Raw genomic sequence first — 19,805 nt, 5'->3', positions numbered from 1 at the left:
TCGTCTCAGGGGTGGTGGCGAGGTTCATTCCGGCGGCTAGCTGGCCGCGCTGATCAGTTGCGGCAGGGCGGCAATCAGGGTGCCCAGCTGCTCGGTGGTGATCACCAGCGGCGGGGCCAGGCGGATGGTCCGCTCGTCGGTGGCGTTCACGATGAAGCCGGCATCCAGCGCCGCGGCCACCAGCTTCGGCGCGTTCGCGGATTGAAGTTCGAAGGCGGTGAGCAGCCCGGCGCCGCGCACCGCACAAATGCCCTCGATGCCCGCCAGCTGCTCGCGCAGCCACTGGCCGGTGGTGCGCACATGGGCCAGCAGGTTCTGCGCTTCGATGGTGTGGATGACCGCCAGGCCCGCGGCGCAGGCCACCGGGTTGCCGCCGAAGGTGGTGCCGTGGTCGCCCGGGGCCAGCCACTTGGTGTTCTCCTCGCCGAAGACGATCATCGCGCCGATCGGGAAGCCGCCGCCCAGGCCCTTGGCCAGCGTCATCACATCCGGGATCACCGGTGCGGAGGCGAAGAACGAGCCGGTGCGGCCCATGCCGGTCTGCACCTCGTCGAAGACCAGCAGCGCGCCGGCCTCGCGGGTGATCTGCCGGGCGGCGGCCAGGTACTCGGCAGAGAGCAGCCGCACCCCGGCCTCGCCCTGGATCGGCTCGATGAACACCGCCGAGACGGTCTCGTCCACCGCGGCGCGCAGCGCCTCGATGTTCCCGGCCTCGATCCAGTGCACGTTGCCCGGCAGCGGGGCGAAGGGGGCGCGGTACTTCTCCTTGTAGGTCAGCGACAGCGCGCCGAGGGTGCGGCCGTGGAAGGCGTGCTCAAGGGCGATCACCTTGGTGCGCGGAGCCTCGGCGGTGCCGGCATTGCGCCGGGTCAGCTTCAGCGCCGCCTCATTGGCTTCGGTGCCGGAGTTGGCGAAGAACACCTTGGAACCGGCCGGGGCGGCGGAGATCTCCAGCAGTTTCTCGGCCAGCGCGATCTGGCTGGGGCTGGTGAAGAAGTTCGAGACGTGGCCCAGGGTGGCCAGCTGACTGGAGATCACCGAGGCGAGCAGCGGGTGCCCGTGGCCCAGGGTGTTCACCGCGATGCCGCCGAGCAGATCCAGGTACTGGTTGCCGTCGGCGTCCCAGACGTGGCAGCCCGATCCGCGCACCAGCACCCGCTGCGGGGCGCCGAACACGCCCAGCAGGGAGTTGGAGTAGCGTTCGGCCAGGGCGGCCGAGGAGAGCTGGCTCAGCCCGGCAACCTCGGCGGCTGCGCTGCCGGCCAGCGCGGAATCGGTGGCGGGGTCGGCGTGCTCGCTCACTTGGCGTCCTTCTGTGCGGTGTTCGTAGCGGTGTTGCTTGGTGTGTTGGCGGCGGGGAGCACCTGGGTGCCCACGCCGGCGGTGGTGAAGATTTCCAGCAGCATCGAGTGCGGCTGGCGGCCATCGACGATGTGGGCCTGGCCCACGCCCTCGTCGACGGCCTTGAGGCAGGCGCCCATTTTCGGGATCATGCCCGATTCCAGGCTGGGCAGCATGGTGCGCAGCTCGTCGTTGGTGATCGAGCTGATCAGCGAGGACTTGTCCGGCCAGGCCGCGTACAGCCCCTCCACGTCGGTGAGGATGACCAGCTTGGCGGCGCCCAGCGCGGTGGCCAGCGCCGCCGCGGCGGTATCCGCGTTGACGTTCAGCACCGCACCGGTGGGCTCGCCGTCGGCGTCGAACTCCGGAGCGACGGTGGAGATCACCGGGATCATCCCGGCGTCCACCAGCGAGTCGACCTGGTCGGTGCGCACGCGGGTCACCTCGCCGACCAGCCCCAGATCCACCGGCAGCCCGTCGACGATGGTGCCGGTGCGCACCGCCTGCAAGGTGGCGCCGTCCTCGCCGGACATGCCCACCGAGTAGGGTCCGTGCGAGTTGATCAGGCCGACCAAGTCGCGCTGCACCTGGCCGGTGAGCACCATGCGCACCACGTCCATGGCTTCGGGGGTGGTCACCCGCAGCCCGCCGCGGAACTCGGATTCGATGCCGAGGGTGTCGAGCATCTTGTTGATCTGCGGGCCGCCGCCGTGCACGACGACCGGGTTGATCCCGGCGTGGCGCAGGAACACGATGTCCTCGGCGAAGGCGCGGCGCAGCTCGTCGTTGACCATCGCGTTGCCGCCGTATTTGATGACCATGGTGGTCCCGGCGAAGCGCTGGATCCAGGGCAGCGCCTCGATCAGAGCTTCGGCCTTGGACTGGGCGGTATCCAGGTTGGTGCGGGCGGTGTGGGCCATAGCTGAATTCCCTTGCTTCTGCCTAGCTGGAGTAGGCGGAGTTCTCGTGGACGTAGTCGTGGGTCAGGTCGTTGGTCAGCACGGTCGCTTCCTCGGTGCCGGCGTTCAGGTCGATCTCGATGCGCACATTGCGCTCCTCGAGGGAGACCAGGTCGCGGTCTTCGCCGACCCCGCCGTTCTTGCAGACCATCACGCCGTTGATCGACACGTTCAACTCGTCGGGCTCGAAAGCCGCCTTGGTGGTGCCGACCTCGGAGAGCACCCGACCCCAGTTCGGGTCCTTGCCGAAGACCGCGGTCTTGACCAGGTTGGAGCGCGAGACGGCCTTGGAGACTTCCAGCGCGTCGTCTTCGGTGGCGGCGTTGTAGGTGCGGATCGCGATGGTGTGGTCCGCCCCTTCGGCGTCCTCGATCAGCTTCGCCGCCAGCTCGCAGCAGGCGTCGGTCAGCGCGGCGGTGAAGTCGCCCAGGTCCGGGGTGGTGCCCGAGGCGCCGGAGGCCAGCAGCAGCACGGTGTCGTTGGTGGACATGCAGCCATCGGAATCCGCGCGGTCGAAGCTCATCGCGGTGGCGGCGCGCAGGGCCGCATCGGCCTGCTCGGCGGTCAGCTGCGCATCGGTGGTGAGCACCACGAGCATGGTGGCCAGCGCCGGGGCGAGCATGCCCGCGCCCTTGGCCATGCCGCCGATGACCACCTGGCCGGAGCCCGGGGCCCCGACGATGCGGGAAACCAGCTTCGGCACGGTGTCCGTGGTCATGATGCCCGCGGCGGCCTGATCGGCGGCGTTCTGGTCACTGGCCAGGGCGCTGGCCGCTGCTTGCACGCCGGGCAGCAGCTTGTCCATGGGCAGCTGCATGCCGATCAGCCCGGTGGAGGCCACCGCCACATCTCCGGCGGAAACCGCGAGCAGCTCGGCGGCGTATTCGGCGGTCCTATGCGTGTTGGCGAAGCCTTCGGCGCCGGTGCAGGCGTTGGCTCCGCCGGAGTTGAGCACGACCGCGTCGATGCGGCCGTCGGCCAGCACCTGCTTGGACCAGTGCACCGGGGCTGCGGCCACGCGGTTGGACGTGAACACGCCGGCGGCGGTGAACTGCGGTCCGAGGTTGCGCACCACGACCACGTCGTTCTTGCCGGTGGACTTCAGCCCTGCCGGCACTCCGGCGGCCTCGAAGCCTGCCGGGGCGGTGACGCCGGTGCCGGATGCCGAGGGGCGGGTGGGGGTGTAGGCGAGGCTCACGGTGCGACTCCTTGCATGAGCAGTCCGGTGTTTTCTTCCAGTCCCAGCGCGATGTTCATCGACTGGACGGCGGCACCTGCGGTGCCCTTGGTCAGGTTATCCAGCGCCGCGGTGGCGATCACGCGGTTCGCGTGCGTGTCGAAGGCCAGCTGCAGCTGGACGTGGTTGGAGCCGAGCACCGCGCCGGTGGTCGGCCACTGGCCCTCGGGCAGCAGGTGCACGAACAGCTCGCCGGCGTAGGCGGCCGACCAGGCCTCGCGCAGCTGCGCTGCGGATACGCCCGGCAACACCCGCGCGGTGGCGGTGGTCAGGATGCCGCGCGGCATCGGGGCCAGGGTCGGGGTGAAGGAGACGGTGACATCTTCGCCAGCCAGCTTGGAGAAGCCCTGCTCCATTTCTGGGATGTGGCGGTGCGAGCCGCCCACCCCGTAGGTGCTCATCGAGCCCATCGCCTCGCTGCCCAGCAGGTGGGGCTTGAGCGACTTGCCGGCGCCCGAGGTGCCCGAGGCGGAGATGATGACCACGTCGTCGGTTTCCAGCAACCCGGCGGCGAAGCCCGGAGCCAAAGCCAGCTGCGCGCCGGTCGGGTAGCAGCCGGGGACCGCAACGCGCTTGGCGCCGGCGAGCTTCTGGCGCTGCCCGGGAAGCTCGGGCAGCCCATAGGGCCAGAAGCCTGCGTGCTGCGAGCCGTAGAACTTCTCCCAGGCGGCGGCCGATTCCAGCCGGTGGTCGGCGCCGGCGTCGATGACCAGGGTGTTCTCGGGCAGGGCGGCGGCCACGGCGGCCGAGGCTCCATGCGGCAGGGCCAGGAACACCACGTCGTGCCCGGCGAGGTTTTGCACGGTGGTGTCCGCCAGGACCCGGTCGGCGAGCGCATGCAGGTGCGGGGCGATCGAGCCGAGGCGCTGCCCGGCCTGCGAATGCGCGGTGATCGCGCCGATCTCTACCTCTGGGTGGGCCGCGAGGATGCGCAGGACCTCACCGCCGGCGTATCCGCTGGCGCCGGAAACAGCTACTGAAATCGTCATGACCAGATTCTACCGCGAAATATTCACACAAGCTAATAAATATGCATAAAATTCTTCGTCACGTAAACCGACACCCACCCGCGCGGCGCCCGCACGACCGCCCGAAGTCCTACACTGGCCGTAGAGACCGCCCGGCATCGAGCGCATCGAGCGCATCGAGCGCCGGGATCCAGATACGCAGGGTTTCGAGACCTGCAGAGCCAAGGAGCGCCATTCCATGCAGCAGCAAGCCATCGTGGTCAACGAACCCTCCGGCGCCAGCGGACTGGTGCCGGCAGAAATCCCGGTCCCTGCCCCGGGACCGGGCCAGCTGCTGGTGAAGATCGCCGCCACCGGGGTGAACTTCATCGAAACCTACCAGCGCAGCGGCGTGTACGCGGTGGACTACCCCTTCACCCCGGGCACCGAGTTCTCCGGCGTGGTGGAGCAGATCGGCGACGGCGTGCAGAACTACAAGGTCGGCGACCGGGTGGCCACCGCCTCCGGCTCCCGGGGCTACGCCCAGTACGCGCTGGTGGAGGCCAAGCGGGCAGGCAAGGTGCCCGACGCGGTGAACCTAAATATCGCCGCCGCGCTGCCGCTGCAGGGCATGACCGCGCACTACCTGGTGCATTCGAGCTACATGGTGCGCTCCGGCGACGTGGTGCTGACCTATGCCGGCGCCGGCGGCGTGGGCCTGATCCTCACCCAGCTGCTCAAGCTCAAGGGGGCGACGGTGATCACCACCGCCTCCACCCAGGAGAAGAAGGACCTGGCCCGGGCCGCCGGAGCCGACTACGTGGTGGACTACGACCAGGTGGCGGCCACCGTCGAGCAGGCCACCGGCGGGGCGGGAGTGCATGCGGTCTACGACGGCATAGGCAAGGACACCTTCGAGACCTCGCTGGCGGCGCTGCGCCGGCGCGGCACCCTGGTGCTCTTCGGCGGCGCCTCCGGTCAGGTGCCCGACTTCAACCTGCAGCGGCTGAACGCCGGCGGCTCGCTGAGCGTGACCCGTCCGAAGCTCGACGACTTCCTGGCCACCGAGCAGGAGCTGCACTGGCGCTTCGGCGACATCTTCGGCTGGGTCGCCGCCGGCCAGATCGACGTGCGCATCGGTGCCGAGTACCCGCTGGCCGAGGCCGCCGCGGCGCACGCCGCGCTGGAATCGCGGGCCACCACCGGCAAGATCATCCTGGTTCCCTAGCGCAGGATCCCCAACCATGAACGAGCAGCAACTCGGCCGGCACGCCGGCATCGGCCCCGCCGCCGACGAGGAGGTGCCGGCGTACCTGCAGGCCCTGGGCATCCCGGGGCTGATCGACCTGCATGTGCACTTCATGCCGGATAACGTGCTGGCCAAGGTCTGGTCCTACTTCGACGGCGAAGCGCAGCGCACCGGGCACCCGTGGCCGATCAGCTACCGGATGCCCGAAGCGCAGCGCGTCACCGCGCTGGAGGAACTGGGCGTGATCGCCTATGGCACCTTGAATTATGCCCACCGGCCGGACATGGCCGCCTGGCTCAACGAGTATTCGCGGCAGTTCGCGGACCACCATCCCGAGGCGATCTGTTCGGGCACCTTCTACCCGGAGCCCGGGGCCGCCGAACTGGTGCGCGCCGCGCTGGCCGAGGGGGTGCAGCTGTTCAAGGTGCACGTGCAGGTAGGCGGCTTCACCCCGCTCGATCCGCTGCTCGAAGGCGCCTGGGAGCTGGTCGCCGAGGCCCAGACGCCGGTGGTGATCCATTGCGGGCATGGGCCGCATGCCGGCCGGTTCACCGGGATCGAGCCGATCCGCGCACTGGTGGCACGGCATCCGCAGCTGGTGCTGGTCATCGCCCATGCCGGCTTGCCCGACTACGTGCAGTTCGCGCAGCTGGCCGCAGAAAACCCCAACGTCTACCTGGATACCACCATGGTGGGCACCGGGTTCATGAACCGCATCGCCCCGCTGCCGGCGGAATATCCGCAGCTCGTGGCCGGGCTCTCGCACAAGATCGTGTTCGGCTCCGACTTCCCGAATATCCCCTATTCCTACAGCCACCAGATCCAGGCGCTGGAATCCTGGTCGCTGGGCGCCCAATGGATGCGCGACGTGCTGCACGATACCCCGCGCAGGCTGCTGCAGGCGGTGCGCAACAGTTGAGAGATGTATGACAGTTCAACCATATTCTTGCGGCGGTCCGCCCGCGGCACGCTTTAATGGTTGATGGAACCCCGCGTTCCACCCCTCCAGGATCCGCTTCACTTCCGGACCGCTCTCCCCCAGCGGACCGACACGCTCTTTAGTGAAGGGACGGATCCGATCAGCATGGATAACGGACAAACTCCAGCGCCGGATGCACCAATCCACCCACCCCAGTTCCCCTCCGGTGCCCTGGCGCCGCCTGCGCGCACCCTCATGGACATCCTGCAGGCCACCGCCGAAGCCCACCCCGATGCGCCGGCCATCGACGACGGGCAGCGCGTGGAAAGCTACGCGGAACTCCTGGACGAGGTCAAGGACAAGGCCCGGCGGCTGCACGAGCAGGGCCTTGGCGCGGGCGACCGCATCGGCGTGCGCGTGGAATCGGGCACCCGGCACCTGTACGAATGGATCCTCGCGATCATGTGGATCGGCGCCGCCTATGTCCCGGTGGACGCCGACGACCCCGATGAGCGTGCCAAGACCGTATTCACCGAGGCCCAGGTGTCAGGCATCGTCAAGGGCACCGACACGATCGTGGCCAGCGCGCAGCGCCCCAAGCCCTTCCCCGCCCCGCGCATGCCCGGCCTTGAAGACGACGCCTGGATCATCTTCACCTCCGGTTCCACCGGCAAGCCCAAGGGCGTCGCGGTCACCCATCGTTCGGCCGCCGCCTTCGTGGACGCCGAAGCGAAGATGTTCCTTCCCGGCGATCCGCTGAACACCACCGACCGCGTGCTGGCCGGGCTGTCGGTGGCCTTCGACGCCTCCTGCGAGGAAATGTGGATCGCCTGGCGCAACGGCTCCTGCCTGGTGCCTGCCCCGCGCGCGCTGGTGCGCAGCGGCATGGACCTGGGCCCCTGGCTGATTTCCCGTTCCATCACCGCGGTGTCCACCGTCCCGACGCTGGCCGCGCTGTGGCCGGCGCAGGCGCTGGAAACGGTGCGCCTGCTGATCTTCGGCGGCGAAGCCTGCCCTCCGGAACTGGCCGGACGCCTGGCCACCGAGGGCCGCGAAGTGTGGAACACCTACGGGCCAACCGAGGCCACCGTGGTGGCCTGCGGCGCCACTATGGATGGCAGCGTGCCGGTGCGCATCGGCCTGCCGCTGGACGGCTGGGACCTGGCCGTGGTCGACCCCGACGGGATCCCGGTGGCCGAGCGCGAATCGGGCGAGCTGATCATCGGCGGCGTGGGCCTGGCCCGCTATCTGGATCCGGAGAAGGACGCCGAGAAGTACGCGCCGATGCCCACCCTGGGCTGGGATCGCGCCTACCGCTCGGGCGACATGGTGGTCAACGACCCGTTGGGCCTGATCTTCATCGGCCGCGTGGACGACCAGGTGAAGATCGGCGGCCGGCGCATCGAGCTGGGCGAAATCGATGCCGCGCTGAATTCCCTTCCCGAAGTTTCCTCCGCCGCGGTGGCGGTGCGCGAAACCGCCACCGGCAACAAGGTGCTGGTCGGCTACCTGCAGGCCGCCGCGGATTACGACCTGGCCGCGGCGCGCACCACGCTGCTGACCGACCTGCCAGCTCCGATGGTGCCGATCCTGGCGGTGATGGACACCCTGCCGATGAAGACCAGCGGCAAGGTGGACCGCAACGCGCTGCCCTGGCCGCTGCCGGGCGCCGGGGATGATGCCGATGCCGGCAGCCTGCCGGAGCTCGATGGCACCGGCCAGTTCATTGCCGAGGCCTGGCGCGGCGCCCTGGGCGCCCCGGCGACCGGCATGGACGCCGATTTCTTCGCCTCCGGCGGCGGCTCGCTGGCAGCGGCCCAGCTGGTCTCGGCCCTGCGCGCCCGCTACCCGGATCTGACCGTCGCCCAGCTCTATGACTACCCGCGCTTTGGCGCCCTGGTGGAATACCTCGGCGGGCAGCAGCAGGCCGCCGCCCCGGCCGAACCGCGCACCGTCACGCGCACCAAGCGCGGAACCCAGTGGGCCCAGTCCCTGGTCTCCATCCCGCTGTTCATCCTTTCGGGCCTGCGCTGGTTCACCTACCTGATGCTCGGCCACCTGCTGCTTCTCGCCCTCGGCGTATTCGAGGCTGCCCTGCCGGTGCCCTGGTACGTGCTGGCCGGCCTGTGGCTGGTTTTCGTGACCCCGATCGGGCGCATGGGCCTGTCCATCGCCGCCACCAAGCTGCTGCTGCGCGGCCTGGTGCCGGGCACCTACCCGCGCTCTGGCTCGATGCACCTGCGGCTGTGGCTGGCCCAGCACATTGCCGATGTGGTGGATCCGGTGTCCCTGGCTTCGGCTCCGCTGCTGCCCTGGTACGCCCGGATGCTCGGGGCGAAGATCGACCGCACCGCCACCTTGCACACCCTGCCGCCGGTCACCGGACTGCTCACCGTCGGCCCCGGGGCGACCATCGAGCCCGAGGTGGATGTCTCGGGCTACTGGATCGACGGCGACAAGCTGCATGTGGGCGCCATCGAGGTGGGCGCGCATGCCTCCATCGGGGCGCGCAGCACCCTGGCACCCGGCGCCTCCATCGGCGCGCACACCATCGTGGAAGCCGGATCCGCCATCTACGGGCCGGCGCGCAGCCATTCGCGCTACGCCGGCTCTCCGGCGCAGCGCGAGGGCAAGGCGAAGCCGAAGTGGCCGCTGGCCGAACCCGAGTACAAGAAGCTGCCCCGCGTGCTGGGCGGACTCGGCTCGCTCGCATTGAACCTGGCCCAGTGGATCCCTGTCATCGCGGCGCTGCTGGCCATCGCCCCGATGCTGCGCTCGGCGCAGTCGCTGACCGGCATCGGCTGGCTGTTCATTCCGGCCGTGGCCCTGGGCGCGGCCGTGTGGTTCCTGTCGACCATGGTGGTGGTCATCGTGATCATCAGGCTGCTGTCCATCGGCCTGGTGGAAGGCTGGCATCCGGTGACCTCCCGGGTGGGCTGGCAGGCCTGGGCCACCGAACGGGTCCTGGATACCGCCCGCGACCAGCTTTTCCCGCTCTACGCCTCGCTGTTCACCCCGATCTGGCTGCGCCTGCTCGGGGCGAAGGTGGGCCGCGATGTGGAGATCTCCACGGTGCTGCTCATCCCGAAGATGACCACCATTTCCTCCGGCGCCTTCCTGGCCGATGACACCATGGTCGCCTCCTACGAGCTGGGCGGCGGGTGGATGCACATCGCACCGGTCCGCGTTGGCAAGAAGGCCTTCCTGGGCAACTCCGGAATCCTGCATGCCGGGCGCCGGGTGCCCAAGCGTTCGCTGATCGCGGTGCTCTCGGCCACGCCGAAGAAGATGAAGGCCGGCACCTCGTGGATCGGCTCGCCTCCGCATAAGCTGCGCCGCACCACCGTGGAAGGCAACAGCGATCTGACCTACCGCCCGACCCTCAAGCTCAAGGTGATGCGCGCGGCCTGGGAGCTGACCCGCGGACTGGCGGTGCTGACCACCGTAGCTATTGCCGGCGGCGTGCTCTTTGCGCTCTCCGCCCTGGCCTCCTACGCCGGACCGCTGGCGGCGATCCTGCTCTCCGGGGCCGTGCTGGTGGCCGCCGGGGCTATCGCCGCGCTGGTGGCCGTGGCCGCTAAGTGGCTGGTGGTCGGAGTGATCCGTCCCGGGGAGCATGCGCTGTGGAGCTCCTTCATCTGGCGCACCGAAATGGTGGACTCGTTCACCGAGCTGGTCTGCGCGCAGTGGTTCGCCCGCCTGGCGTCAGGCACCCCGGCGCTGGTCTGGTTCCTGCGCGCGCAAGGGGCGAAGATCGGGCACGGCGTGTGGTGCGAAAGCTACTGGTTCCCGGAAGCGGACCTGGTGACGCTGGAAGACCATGCCACGGTGAACCGCGGCTGCGTGCTGCAGACCCACCTGTTCCACGACCGCATCATGTCCATCGACGCGGTGTCCCTGGGCGCCGGGGCCACGCTCGGCCCGCACAGCGTGATCCTGCCCGCCGCACGGATTTGCGAGGGCACCACCACCGGGCCTGCAAGCCTGGTGCTGCGCGGCGAGGTGCTGCCGGCCAATACCTACTGGCGCGGCAATCCGGCGGTACGCTGGAACATCGAGCACCCACGCGGCGCCGAGCAGCCCGTTGACCAGCAAGCCTGAGGAATCCCCACCCATGCCCCATCACATTCTCGACGAATACACCAAGCACCACGGGTCGGCGAAGTACACGGTTGAGCACTACGACCTGTCGCTGGTGATCAAGCTGGCCAGCAACCTGCTGGATGGCCGAGCCATGCTGCGCATCCGCGCAGTGGAGGACATCAGCGAGGTCGCGTTGAATCTCAGCGGCCTGAAGATCATCAAGGCCACCTGCCAGGGACGCAAGGTGGCGGTGGCCAAGAAGCACCACCGGATGGTGGTCGCGCTGCCCGCGGTGCTGAAGGCCGGCGAGCGCGTGGAGCTGAACCTGCGCTACGCCGGCAGCCCGCAACCCGAGAATGGGCCGTGGGGCGAACTCGGCTGGGAAGAGCTCACCGACGGGGTGCTGGTCTCCGGCCAGCCGGTGGGCGCGGCGACTTGGTACCCGTGCAACGACCACCCGAGCCACAAGTCCAGCTACCGCTTCGAGGTCTCGGCGGATGCCGGATACCGCGTGGTGGCCAACGGTCACCTGGTGGACCACCGCCGCTCGGCCAGCCGGGAAACCTGGGTGTACGAGCAGCATGAGCCGATGGCTAGCTATCTGGCGACCTTGCAGATCGGCCGCTATTCGAAGATTCCCTTCGATGAAGGCGGCCACCTGGTGGCGTACGCGGTCCCGGGCTCCGATTTGCCGGTCCGCGGCGCGTTCGCGAAGCAGGCGGCGATGGCGGAGCTGTTCGAGCGCAAGTTCGGCCCGTACCCGTTCGGGAGCTACAAGATCGTGGTGGTGGACGACGAGCTGGAGATCCCGCTCGAAGCCCAGGGGCTGAGCATCTTCGGCAAGAACCACCTGTCCTTGCAGTGGGAAGCCCAGCGGCTGATCGCCCATGAGTTCGCGCACCAGTGGTTCGGCAACTCGCTGACCCCGGGCCGCTGGAAGGATATTTGGCTCAACGAAGGCTTCGCCTGCTTCAGCGAGTGGGTGTACTCCGATCACGCCGAGGTGTTGCCGTTGGCCGAACGCGCCAAGCAGGCGTGGGAGATGCTCGATTCCTTGCCGCAGGACATCCTGGTCGGCGACCCGGGGCCCGAGGACATGTTCGATGACCGGGTGTACAAGCGCGGCGCGCTAGCGCTGTATGCGCTGCTGCGAAAGCTGGGCGAGAACAGCTTCTACACTATGCTTCGCGAATGGACCGCCACGTACCAGCATTCGACGGTGAGCACGCAGAAGTTCGCTGGGCTTTTGGGCAGCTACGCGCCGGCCCACGACATCCAGGCCATCCTTGATGCCTGGCTGTTCTCCGAGGACCTGCCACCCTTCCCTGCTTGATCAGTGCGCGGCGGGCCGGTCGTAGCCGCAAGGGACGCAGGGCGGTTGCCTTTCATCACAAATTGCCCTCTGGCTTGGTCATGTTCAGCATTTGTTCACTTGCTGTTCACCGGAAAATTCTACGGTCGGTGCATGACTGTTCAGATGCCGCTGCTTGATGAAGCCTTCCGGGGCTATTCCGTCCTCGATGACGACGATGACGATCCGGTGCTGGTCCGCGCCGATGGAAGCATCGTCGATACCTGGCGGGAGAACTACCCCTACGACCACAAGCTGGATCGCGCCACCTACGAGGTGGAAAAGCGCGCGCTGCAGATCGAACTGCTGAAGCTGCAGAAGTGGGCCAAGGCCCATGGCCGCCGGATCATGATCGTTTTCGAGGGCCGCGACGCCGCCGGCAAGGGCGGCACGATCAAGCGGTTCACCGAACACCTGAATCCCCGCGGCGCCCGCGTGGTGGCATTGGAAAAGCCGAGCGAACGCGAGTCCACCCAGTGGTACTACCAGCGCTATGTGCAGCATTTCCCTTCGGCTGGGGAGATCGTGCTCTTCGACCGGTCCTGGTACAACCGTGCCGGCGTCGAACGGGTGATGGGATTCTGCACCGAGGCCCAGGCGGAGCACTTCCTGGACCAGACGCCCGCCTTCGAGAAGATGGTGGTCGATGAGGGCATCGACCTGGTGAAGTTCTGGTTCTCCGTGTCCGCCAGCGAGCAGCTGACCCGCTTCACCATCCGCCGCATCGATCCGGTCCGCCAGTGGAAGCTCTCGCCCATGGATCTGCAGTCCCTGGATAAATGGGACAAGTACACCCACGCCAAGAAGGAGATGTTCCTCAAGACCGATACGGAGCATGCCCCGTGGACCGTGGTGAAGTCCAACGACAAGAAGCGCGCCCGCTTGCAGGCGATGCGTCATGTGCTGAACCTTTTCGACTACACCGGCAAGGACCATGAGTTGGTGGGCTCTCCCGATCCGAAAATCGTGGGTCGTGCCGCGAAGGTGATTACCCACGGCGAAGAGTTCTAGCGCTGCCCCTAGTGCGTGCTGATGCGTGCTAGGTTGGCGCACCGCTGCTAGGGCACGATGGCGCTAGTCCCCAGCAGCCCCCGGCCGCGTGGTCCTTCGGCCATCCAGCGTCCGTCGATCACGGTGAGGCCATGCTCGGCGGCAGCCGGTCGCAGGGCCCGGATGCGGGCTTGGAATCGGCGTGCTGGCGCATCGATGAGAATTCGGCATTCCAGGAAATCCAGCCACTGCCTGGTCAGCGGAAACCAGGCCTTGAAGACGCTTTCCTTGGCGCTGAAGATCAGCCGCTCCCAGGCGATATCCGGATAGCGTGCCGATAGGTCTTCGACCATCGGCCGCTCTTCGGGAAGCAAGATGATGTCGAGGATTTCTTCTGGCAGCGGGACATGCAGCTCGGCGTCGATGCCCACGCCACGGATATCATTCGTGGAAGCTGCCGCGGCTGCCCGGAAGCCCGCGCAGTGGGTCATGCTCCCGGCAACGCCAGCTGGCCAGATTGGTGCCCGCTTCTCATCCGGGACCAGGGCAGCACCTTCATGGCCCAGTTCTCGAAGGGCTCGGCGAGCGCACACCCGGACGGTGCGGAATTCACGCTGCCTTTCGGGCACCGCATCGGCGATGTACCGTTCTTCTTCGGGATAGTACGGGCCTTCCTCCAGCTCGATGCGGGTCTCAACGACCCGCACCGACGGCGGAAACAGGTCCGCGAAGATCTTGCTGGATTTCATCAGAAGCGGGAGGATCCGCCAGCGCCCGAGAAGCTACCGCCACCGGAGTAGCCGCTGGATACTCCGCCGGAGGAGCTCGCCGCTTCACGCGAGGCAGTTACTGCGCTGACGCCTGAAGAATATCCGTGGTGGTAGCCGCTCACCCGCCAATACATCGATGCGGGATTCAGGACATCCAGGATGGTTCCAGAACGGCCGTCATAGGCACGGGTTTCGTACCGGGATTTCTTGAGCTCCGACTGCATATCGGCTTTCTCTTCCGCATTCTCCGCGTACACCTCGATTTGCGCTTGGGCGAAGACGTCCAGCTTTTCGGTCAGCTCCGCACGCAATGTGGATAATCCATCAAGCGCCTGGTCCACGGTGATCGATTCATCCGTCAGCTGCGCCGTCAGCGTGTTGAGCTCGGTGGTTGCAGTTTCCCGGTAGGAAGCCAAGGCGGCAGCACTGCCCTTCAGCTCCGGTTCGACGTCATTGAGCAATTCACGGATATCGTCCAGGTCTTCTTCCAGTGGCTTGGTCTGCGTATGCCAGGCATCTTGCCATGAGGCCGAACGGGTATAGAGCGCGGCCGCGGCAATGATGGCGTCATCCGTCAGGTCCAAGGACTGGGTTGACTCTCGGAATTCCTTGGCCTGGCGCACGCCGTTGGTGCCCGAACGCTCTTTCTTGCTCTGTTGCTCCAGCGACTGCTGCGCTTCGAAGCAATCACGGTATTTGGCCGTGAACTTGCTGAAGCGCTGTTCCAGCTCGGCTGCATGCCCTGAAGCGGTCGGCAATGTACGGGCCGCCAGTTCGGTTTCTTCCAGATCCATCGTGACGTTGGTCAGGTGCACGGTTCCCTGCTGCAATTCTTCGGCGAAAGTTTTCCGCCGTGTCGACCGGGTATGCAGCACGGCTCCGCCGACGCTGGCGGCAACAAGTCCACCGATGCCGGTGGTAATCCACAAGGCAGGGTGCTGGTACCAGGGACGATTCATGATCGCGGATGCCTTGTCGGCTACGGCGATGACGCCGTCGGTCCAGCGGGACAGGTTGAAATCGTCGTAGCCGGCCTCGTGGATGCTCTCCATGGAGCTCTCGGAAACTTTGCGGTCTTCGCCAAAGTAAGTGCCGATCTGTCCGTCTCCCTCTCCTTCGATGGACAAGGTGATGATGAACAGGCCATCGGCCCAGTAGTCGCCGTAGTCTTCGGGCTTGCCGGAAATCCATTCGGGATGCGTCGACTTGGCGTAGTCAAGAGTTTCGGTATTGATGTCGTCGGAGTATTCCCCGTTACGGGCGTAGATCGCCACATCGGTCGGCTCATTGAAATCGAGTTCGTCCAATGCATCACGCAGCCTCTGCTCATTGAGCTTGCCCGTGGAGTCATCGATGGTGACAGATTCCAGGTTCTGCCCCGCAGCGACCTGCACTCCGGTGGCCGCATGCGCAGCAGGCAACGCCCCTGCCAGTCCCAAGGAGAGAATGGCTGCGGCACCGGCTATCCGGATGCTCCAGGTTCGTGGGCTCACGTTGCGTCTCCTTCATGGGGATTCCGGATTATCTCCGGCTGATGGCCTTTCTCCCCATACTAGCGATCATGGATGCGGCACGGGTCATCATTAAGACGGCTTTTGGCACATCGAGCCCGCCATGCGCTGGCGCCAGGCCTGATTTCGCCAAAAGTGATGGATTCCTCAAGCCGGTCCATTGCCTGCCTATTCATGCCTAATCAGCGGATGGGAATCCTCCGGGCTCAGCAGGAAAAAGTGAACGGTCGGTTTCAACTGTGCATCGCTGCCACGAATTCGGGGATAAAATTGCAGAATGACTAGCATTGACGATTCAGGGGCATCCGTCCTTTCAGAACCAGAGCGCGAAATCCTCACCTGGGACACCTTCGGTGCGGCTTCCCGCGAGCTGGCACAGACCATTGTCGACGATGGCTTCGAGCCAGACATCGTCCTGGCAGTTGCCCGAGGCGGCCTGCTGCTCGCCGGATCCATTTCCTACGCCCTGGGTGTCAAGGCTTGCGGTGCGCTGAACGTGGAGTTCTACACCGGCATCGGCACCGTCCTGCCTGAACCAGTGGTTCTTCCCCCAATGCTTGATGACGGCCACCTGCGCGACAAGAAGATCCTGATCGTTGACGACGTCTCCGACTCCGGCCGGACCCTTGAAAAGGTCGTCGATCTGGTGTCCGCTTGGGGCGCCGATGTCAAGACCGTTTGCCTGTACACCAAGCCACGCACCATCATGGTCCCGGACTACGAATGGCGCCGCACCGACAAGTGGATTACCTTCCCATGGTCGGATCTGCCACCGGTTACAGCTGGCGGAGCCAAGTAAAGTTCTTCAACTTCAGCAGGGAACGACGAAAATTCGTCGTTCCCTGCTTTTGTTTTGCCGGGCCTGCCACGGGAATGGAAGAGGCCTGTGTTCCAAGCAATGCCCGCAAACTCGGTGCGACTCAATCAGATCAAGTCCAAATTTCGGTCTCCCGTCCAAGCCATGGCCGTCTTTACTGGGAACCGACGGTTCTTGCCATGAAACCGCTTGGCTCGTGAAACGAAGCTTGCCCTCCTGCCGAACCGGCATAGGCTGAAGCCATGGGTCCTTCACTGGTGCTTACGCCGATGGCCACGACAGATACGGATTTCGTTGCACGCCTTGCGGCAGATGAGCGCGTCACAGGTTTCATCGGAGACGGCAGCTCCTGGAGCCGTGAATACACCGTGCAACGCGTGGAGCACGCCCTGAGCGATCCGGCGATCTCCTGGTTCATCGCCCGCCGCCAGAAGTCACCGGTTGGCCTCTTCACCGCTACCGAACGCGGGCAGGCCACGGAAATCGGCTATTGGATCGACCCGGAGTACTGGGGCCAGGGCCTGGCGAGGGCAGTCGTCGGCGAAGGGCTCTCACTATTGCAGGAATCCGGCCGCAGCGCTTTCATCGCACGGGTGGACGACTCGAATATCGCGTCGCTGAAAGTGCTTGCCCGCTACGGGTTCATCGCCCAGGCGAAGGAAGGACCCGGGCTCATTACGCTGACACGGGCTATGCCCACCGTTCCGATGCCGCCAGCCAGCTAGGGCGTGAACGTTTCCGAGGGGCGAAGCGGATCGGGTGCTTCTTCCTCCACCGAAACGCTCGGGGTGGGCGGCTCATCGAGGTGGGTTCCTGCGCCGCGCTGGATGAACAGCACCGCCGCCCATCCGGCCGCGATGAGCACTGCAACGGCCAAGATGCCGAGGAAGAACACCAGCAGCACAGCACCGCAAGAACGCAATCCCTTCACTTCCAGCCTCCTGCTGCATCTCGTCGCCGTATCGGTTCATCCCAGACCAAGTGTAGGCCTCAAACATGCAGTCCCTGTGCACGGCCACAATGCGAAATGCCCTGCTGCTTATCCCGAATCCCGGAAAAGCAGCAGGGCATACGTCACATTCAGGGCCTAGCGCTGGGTGGCACCGAACTTCTCAGTAGCCACGGCCACCGCGGCGGCGCGGGCCTCGGACGCCTCATCGGCGGTCAAGGTGCGGTCGGCGGCACGGAAACGCAGGCCGAAGGCCAGAGACTTCTTGCCGTCTTCGATGCCCTGGCCCTGGTACACGTCGAACAGCGCGATGTCTTCGAGCAGTTCACCGGCACCTTCACGCAGCGCGTCGCGCACATCGCCGGCCACGACGTCCTGGTCGACAACCAGTGCCACGTCCTGGGTAGCCAGCGGCTGTGTGGACAGATGCTGCTGGGCGGCAACCACTGCAGGTGCAGCGGCCATCATGGCAGCGGCGTCCAGTTCCATGGCGACGGTTCGCGCTGGCAGGTCCGCATCCTTCAGCAGCGCCGGGTGCAGTTCCCCGGCGTAGCCAACGACCTCGCCGGCAACCTTCAGCGCCGCGACGCGGCCCGGATGGAAGGCCTGGTGGCTGCCCTGGGCAACTTCCAGCTCAACGCCAAGGATATCCGCCGCGCAATAGGCGGCATCCAGTGCGTCGGTCCAGTCCCAAGCACGCGGGGCGAAGCCGGCGGCAGGCGTTGCCTCGCGGCCGGTGAGCACTGCGGCCAGGTGCCATGGCTGGTTCGGGACGCCATTGAACAGCTCGGCCAGGACCTCATCGCTTGGCTTGGCGCCCAGCGGAGGCAGCACCGAGGAGCCCAGCTGCTCACCTGGCAGGAAGACGAGTCCGCCCTCGTACAACGCCAGATCGCGGAAGCCGCGGCCGATGTTGCGGCGTGCGGTGTCCAGCAGGCCTGGCAGCAGCGAGGTGCGCAGGAAGCGGAATTCCTTGGAGATCGGGTTGGCCAGCGCAATGGACTTCACCTCGGTCCCCGCCTGCGCGGCACCGAAGGTGCTGTTCTGCGCTTCAGAAACGAACGGGTAGTTCAAGACCTCGGTCAGCCCGGCATCCGCCAATCCCTGCAGCAGGCGGCGGCGCTGGGACTGGGTGCGGGTCAGGCCGCGGCCCGGAGGTGCCACCGGCAGGGTTGCCGGAATCTTGTCGTAGCCGACGACGCGGGCTACTTCCTCGACCAGGTCTTCCTTGATGGCCAGATCCGGGCGCCAGCTTGGCGCGGTGACCGCGAAGCCCTCGGCGTTCTGCTCGACGCTTGCGCCGATGCCTTCCAGCGCGGTGATGGTCTGCTCGTCGGTGTAGTCCACGCCGACCAGTGCGCCGGCGAAACCGGCCGGCAGCTGGATCGTGGTGTCGGCAGGAATCTGGCCTGCATCGGTGACCTTGGCGGTCTCGGTGCCGCCGGCCAGCTCCACCAGCAGGTCCACGGCACGCTGCGCGGCGATCTGCATGACGTGTGGGTCCACGCCGCGCTCGAAGCGCTTGGAGGCTTCGGACGGCAGCTTGTGGCTGCGGCGCGAACGGCCGATGGACACGGCATCGAAGTGGGCGGCTTCGATCAGCACGCGGCTGGTCGAATCCGAGACCTCGGTGGCCGCGCCGCCCATGACGCCGGCAATGCCAATGGCGCCGGACTCGTCGGTGATCAGCAGGTCCTCAACTGACAGCTCGCGTTCCTTGCCGTCCAGGGTGGTGAGCTTCTCCCCTGCGGAGGCACGGCGCACGGTGATGGCACCGGTCAGCTTGTCAGCGTCGTAGAAGTGCAGCGGCGCGCCGAGTTCAAGCATCACGTAGTTGGAAATGTCGACCACCAGCGAGATCGAGCGCATGCCGGCCAGCTGCAGGCGCGATGCCATCCAGCGCGGAGTGGGACGGCTCGGGTCGATGCCGGTGACCTCGCGGGTCACGAAGCGGGTGCAGCCAGGCACGCCGTAGATCGGCGCCTCATCTGCCAGCACGACCTCATGGCCGGCTTCTGCCGCGTCGGAGACGACCACCTTCGATGCCGGATCGGTGAAGGAGGTGCCGGTGGCCAGCGCGTACTCGCGGGCTACGCCGCGGATCGAGAAGCAGTAGCCGCGATCCGGGGTGACGTTGATTTCCGCCGCCTGATCGCGCAATCCGAACAGCTCCAGTACATCGGTGCCCAGCTCGGGGTCCAGGCCCAGGCGGGAGAGCACGATGATGCCGTCGTGGTCCTCGCCGATGCCCAGCTCGCGGCTGGAGGCGATCATGCCGGCCGAGGTGTGCCCGTAGGTCTTGCGCGGGGAGATCTTGAAGTCCCCGGGCAGCACGGCGCCGGGCAGGGTGACAACGACCTTGTCGCCCTCCACGAAGTTGTGCGCTCCGCACACGATGCCCTGCACGCCGGACGGGTCGATGCCCTTGCCGGCCAGGGTTTGCTCGGCGCCTTCGGGAACCACGCGGACCTGGCACCAGTTGATGGTCTTGCCGTTGGACGCGACTTCCTTTTCCAGGGACAGGACCTGGCCGACAACGATGGGGCCCGAGAGCTCATCCGATGGGCGGTGGACGTCTTCTTCCTCCAGGCCGACCTTGACCAGGTCTGCCATGACGTCTTCAGCCGAGGCGTCGGCTGGTACCTGCGCGTACTCGCGCAGCCAAGATAGTGGAATACGCAT

At 66.6% G+C, this 19,805-nt stretch carries 15 protein-coding genes; 7 read left to right on the top strand and 8 right to left on the bottom strand.

Annotation, left to right across the window (positions count from 1 at the left end; genetic code table 11):
- Positions 1–36 precede the first annotated feature (36 nt).
- The 4 genes from JOE62_RS07065 to argC are packed head-to-tail and all read right to left on the bottom strand — an operon-like array spanning position 37 to position 4,526.
- Positions 37–1,302, bottom strand: coding sequence for an acetylornithine transaminase (locus JOE62_RS07065; protein ID WP_204721444.1), 1,266 nt, complete (start codon positions 1,300–1,302; stop codon positions 37–39).
- A complete protein-coding gene (gene argB, locus JOE62_RS07060; protein WP_204721442.1) occupies positions 1,299–2,261 on the bottom strand; it encodes an acetylglutamate kinase in 963 nt (320 codons plus the stop codon). Before argB ends, JOE62_RS07065 begins: the two co-directional genes overlap by 4 nt.
- Positions 2,262–2,283: 22 nt before the next feature.
- Complete coding sequence (gene argJ / locus JOE62_RS07055) at positions 2,284–3,498, bottom strand: bifunctional glutamate N-acetyltransferase/amino-acid acetyltransferase ArgJ (protein ID WP_204721440.1); 1,215 nt, start codon at positions 3,496–3,498, stop codon at positions 2,284–2,286.
- Positions 3,495–4,526 (bottom strand): N-acetyl-gamma-glutamyl-phosphate reductase, encoded by a 1,032-nt coding sequence (gene argC / locus JOE62_RS07050; protein ID WP_204721438.1) that lies wholly within the window; start codon positions 4,524–4,526, stop codon positions 3,495–3,497. The genes argJ and argC overlap by 4 nt, the downstream gene beginning before the upstream one ends.
- 217 nt (positions 4,527–4,743) lie before the next feature.
- Between argC and JOE62_RS07045 the strand changes: the two genes are divergently transcribed.
- The 5 genes from JOE62_RS07045 (at position 4,744) to ppk2 (ending at position 13,097) form a co-directional block, all read left to right on the top strand.
- On the top strand, positions 4,744–5,712 hold the full coding sequence (locus tag JOE62_RS07045) for a quinone oxidoreductase family protein (RefSeq protein ID WP_204721435.1): 969 nt from the start codon (positions 4,744–4,746) through the stop codon (positions 5,710–5,712).
- A gap of 16 nt (positions 5,713–5,728) precedes the next feature.
- Entirely contained in the window at positions 5,729–6,652 is a 924-nt protein-coding gene (locus tag JOE62_RS07040) for an amidohydrolase family protein (protein ID WP_204721433.1), read from the top strand.
- A 165-nt stretch (positions 6,653–6,817) separates the two neighbouring features.
- Positions 6,818–10,753, top strand: coding sequence for a Pls/PosA family non-ribosomal peptide synthetase (locus tag JOE62_RS07035; RefSeq protein ID WP_204721431.1), 3,936 nt, complete (start codon positions 6,818–6,820; stop codon positions 10,751–10,753).
- A gap of 13 nt (positions 10,754–10,766) precedes the next feature.
- Positions 10,767–12,068 (top strand): M1 family metallopeptidase, encoded by a 1,302-nt coding sequence (locus JOE62_RS07030; RefSeq protein ID WP_204721429.1) that lies wholly within the window; start codon positions 10,767–10,769, stop codon positions 12,066–12,068.
- A 132-nt stretch (positions 12,069–12,200) separates the two neighbouring features.
- Entirely contained in the window at positions 12,201–13,097 is an 897-nt protein-coding gene (ppk2, locus tag JOE62_RS07025) for a polyphosphate kinase 2 (RefSeq protein ID WP_204721427.1), read from the top strand.
- A gap of 47 nt (positions 13,098–13,144) precedes the next feature.
- On the opposite strand, the gene JOE62_RS07020 is transcribed toward ppk2, so the two are convergent.
- Together JOE62_RS07020 and JOE62_RS07015 are read right to left on the bottom strand one after the other, a co-directional pair.
- Positions 13,145–13,825, bottom strand: coding sequence for a 4'-phosphopantetheinyl transferase family protein (locus JOE62_RS07020; RefSeq protein ID WP_204721425.1), 681 nt, complete (start codon positions 13,823–13,825; stop codon positions 13,145–13,147).
- Positions 13,825–15,339, bottom strand: a complete 1,515-nt coding sequence (locus JOE62_RS07015) for a DUF5129 domain-containing protein (RefSeq protein WP_204721423.1) — start codon at positions 15,337–15,339, stop codon at positions 13,825–13,827. Before JOE62_RS07015 ends, JOE62_RS07020 begins: the two co-directional genes overlap by 1 nt.
- Before the next feature lie 295 nt (positions 15,340–15,634).
- On the opposite strand from JOE62_RS07015, the gene JOE62_RS07010 reads away from it, so the two are divergent.
- On the top strand, positions 15,635–16,156 hold the full coding sequence (locus JOE62_RS07010; RefSeq protein WP_204721422.1) for a phosphoribosyltransferase: 522 nt from the start codon (positions 15,635–15,637) through the stop codon (positions 16,154–16,156).
- 260 nt (positions 16,157–16,416) lie between these two features.
- Positions 16,417–16,899: a GNAT family N-acetyltransferase gene (locus JOE62_RS07005; protein WP_204721420.1), complete on the top strand. Its 483-nt coding sequence runs from the start codon at positions 16,417–16,419 to the stop codon at positions 16,897–16,899.
- Here JOE62_RS07005 and JOE62_RS07000 read toward each other — a convergent pair.
- Both JOE62_RS07000 and pheT read right to left on the bottom strand, forming a co-directional pair.
- A complete protein-coding gene (locus tag JOE62_RS07000; RefSeq protein WP_038993684.1) occupies positions 16,896–17,105 on the bottom strand; it encodes a hypothetical protein in 210 nt (69 codons plus the stop codon). The genes JOE62_RS07005 and JOE62_RS07000 overlap by 4 nt on opposite strands.
- Positions 17,106–17,261: 156 nt before the next feature.
- Positions 17,262–19,805, bottom strand: coding sequence for a phenylalanine--tRNA ligase subunit beta (gene pheT / locus JOE62_RS06995; RefSeq protein WP_204721418.1), 2,544 nt, complete (start codon positions 19,803–19,805; stop codon positions 17,262–17,264).

This window comes from Glutamicibacter nicotianae (genome assembly GCF_016907615.1).
Lineage (GTDB): Bacteria > Actinomycetota > Actinomycetes > Actinomycetales > Micrococcaceae > Glutamicibacter > Glutamicibacter nicotianae.
This window is presented reverse-complemented; position numbering and strand designations above follow the sequence as displayed.

Bases quoted from the DNA above. Each gene is read 5' to 3' on its own strand.
- JOE62_RS07010 (WP_204721422.1), top strand. From the start codon at position 15,635: ATGACTAGCATTGACGATTCAGGGGCATCCGTCCTTTCAGAACCAGAG.
- argC (WP_204721438.1), bottom strand. From the start codon at position 4,526: ATGACGATTTCAGTAGCTGTTTCCGGCGCCAGCGGATACGCCGGCGGT.
- ppk2 (WP_204721427.1), top strand. From the start codon at position 12,201: ATGACTGTTCAGATGCCGCTGCTTGATGAAGCCTTCCGGGGCTATTCC.
- JOE62_RS07035 (WP_204721431.1), top strand. From the start codon at position 6,818: ATGGATAACGGACAAACTCCAGCGCCGGATGCACCAATCCACCCACCC.
- argB (WP_204721442.1), bottom strand. From the start codon at position 2,261: ATGGCCCACACCGCCCGCACCAACCTGGATACCGCCCAGTCCAAGGCC.
- JOE62_RS07030 (WP_204721429.1), top strand. From the start codon at position 10,767: ATGCCCCATCACATTCTCGACGAATACACCAAGCACCACGGGTCGGCG.
- JOE62_RS07045 (WP_204721435.1), top strand. From the start codon at position 4,744: ATGCAGCAGCAAGCCATCGTGGTCAACGAACCCTCCGGCGCCAGCGGA.
- JOE62_RS07005 (WP_204721420.1), top strand. From the start codon at position 16,417: ATGGGTCCTTCACTGGTGCTTACGCCGATGGCCACGACAGATACGGAT.
- pheT (WP_204721418.1), bottom strand. From the start codon at position 19,805: ATGCGTATTCCACTATCTTGGCTGCGCGAGTACGCGCAGGTACCAGCC.
- JOE62_RS07040 (WP_204721433.1), top strand. From the start codon at position 5,729: ATGAACGAGCAGCAACTCGGCCGGCACGCCGGCATCGGCCCCGCCGCC.
- JOE62_RS07020 (WP_204721425.1), bottom strand. From the start codon at position 13,825: ATGAAATCCAGCAAGATCTTCGCGGACCTGTTTCCGCCGTCGGTGCGG.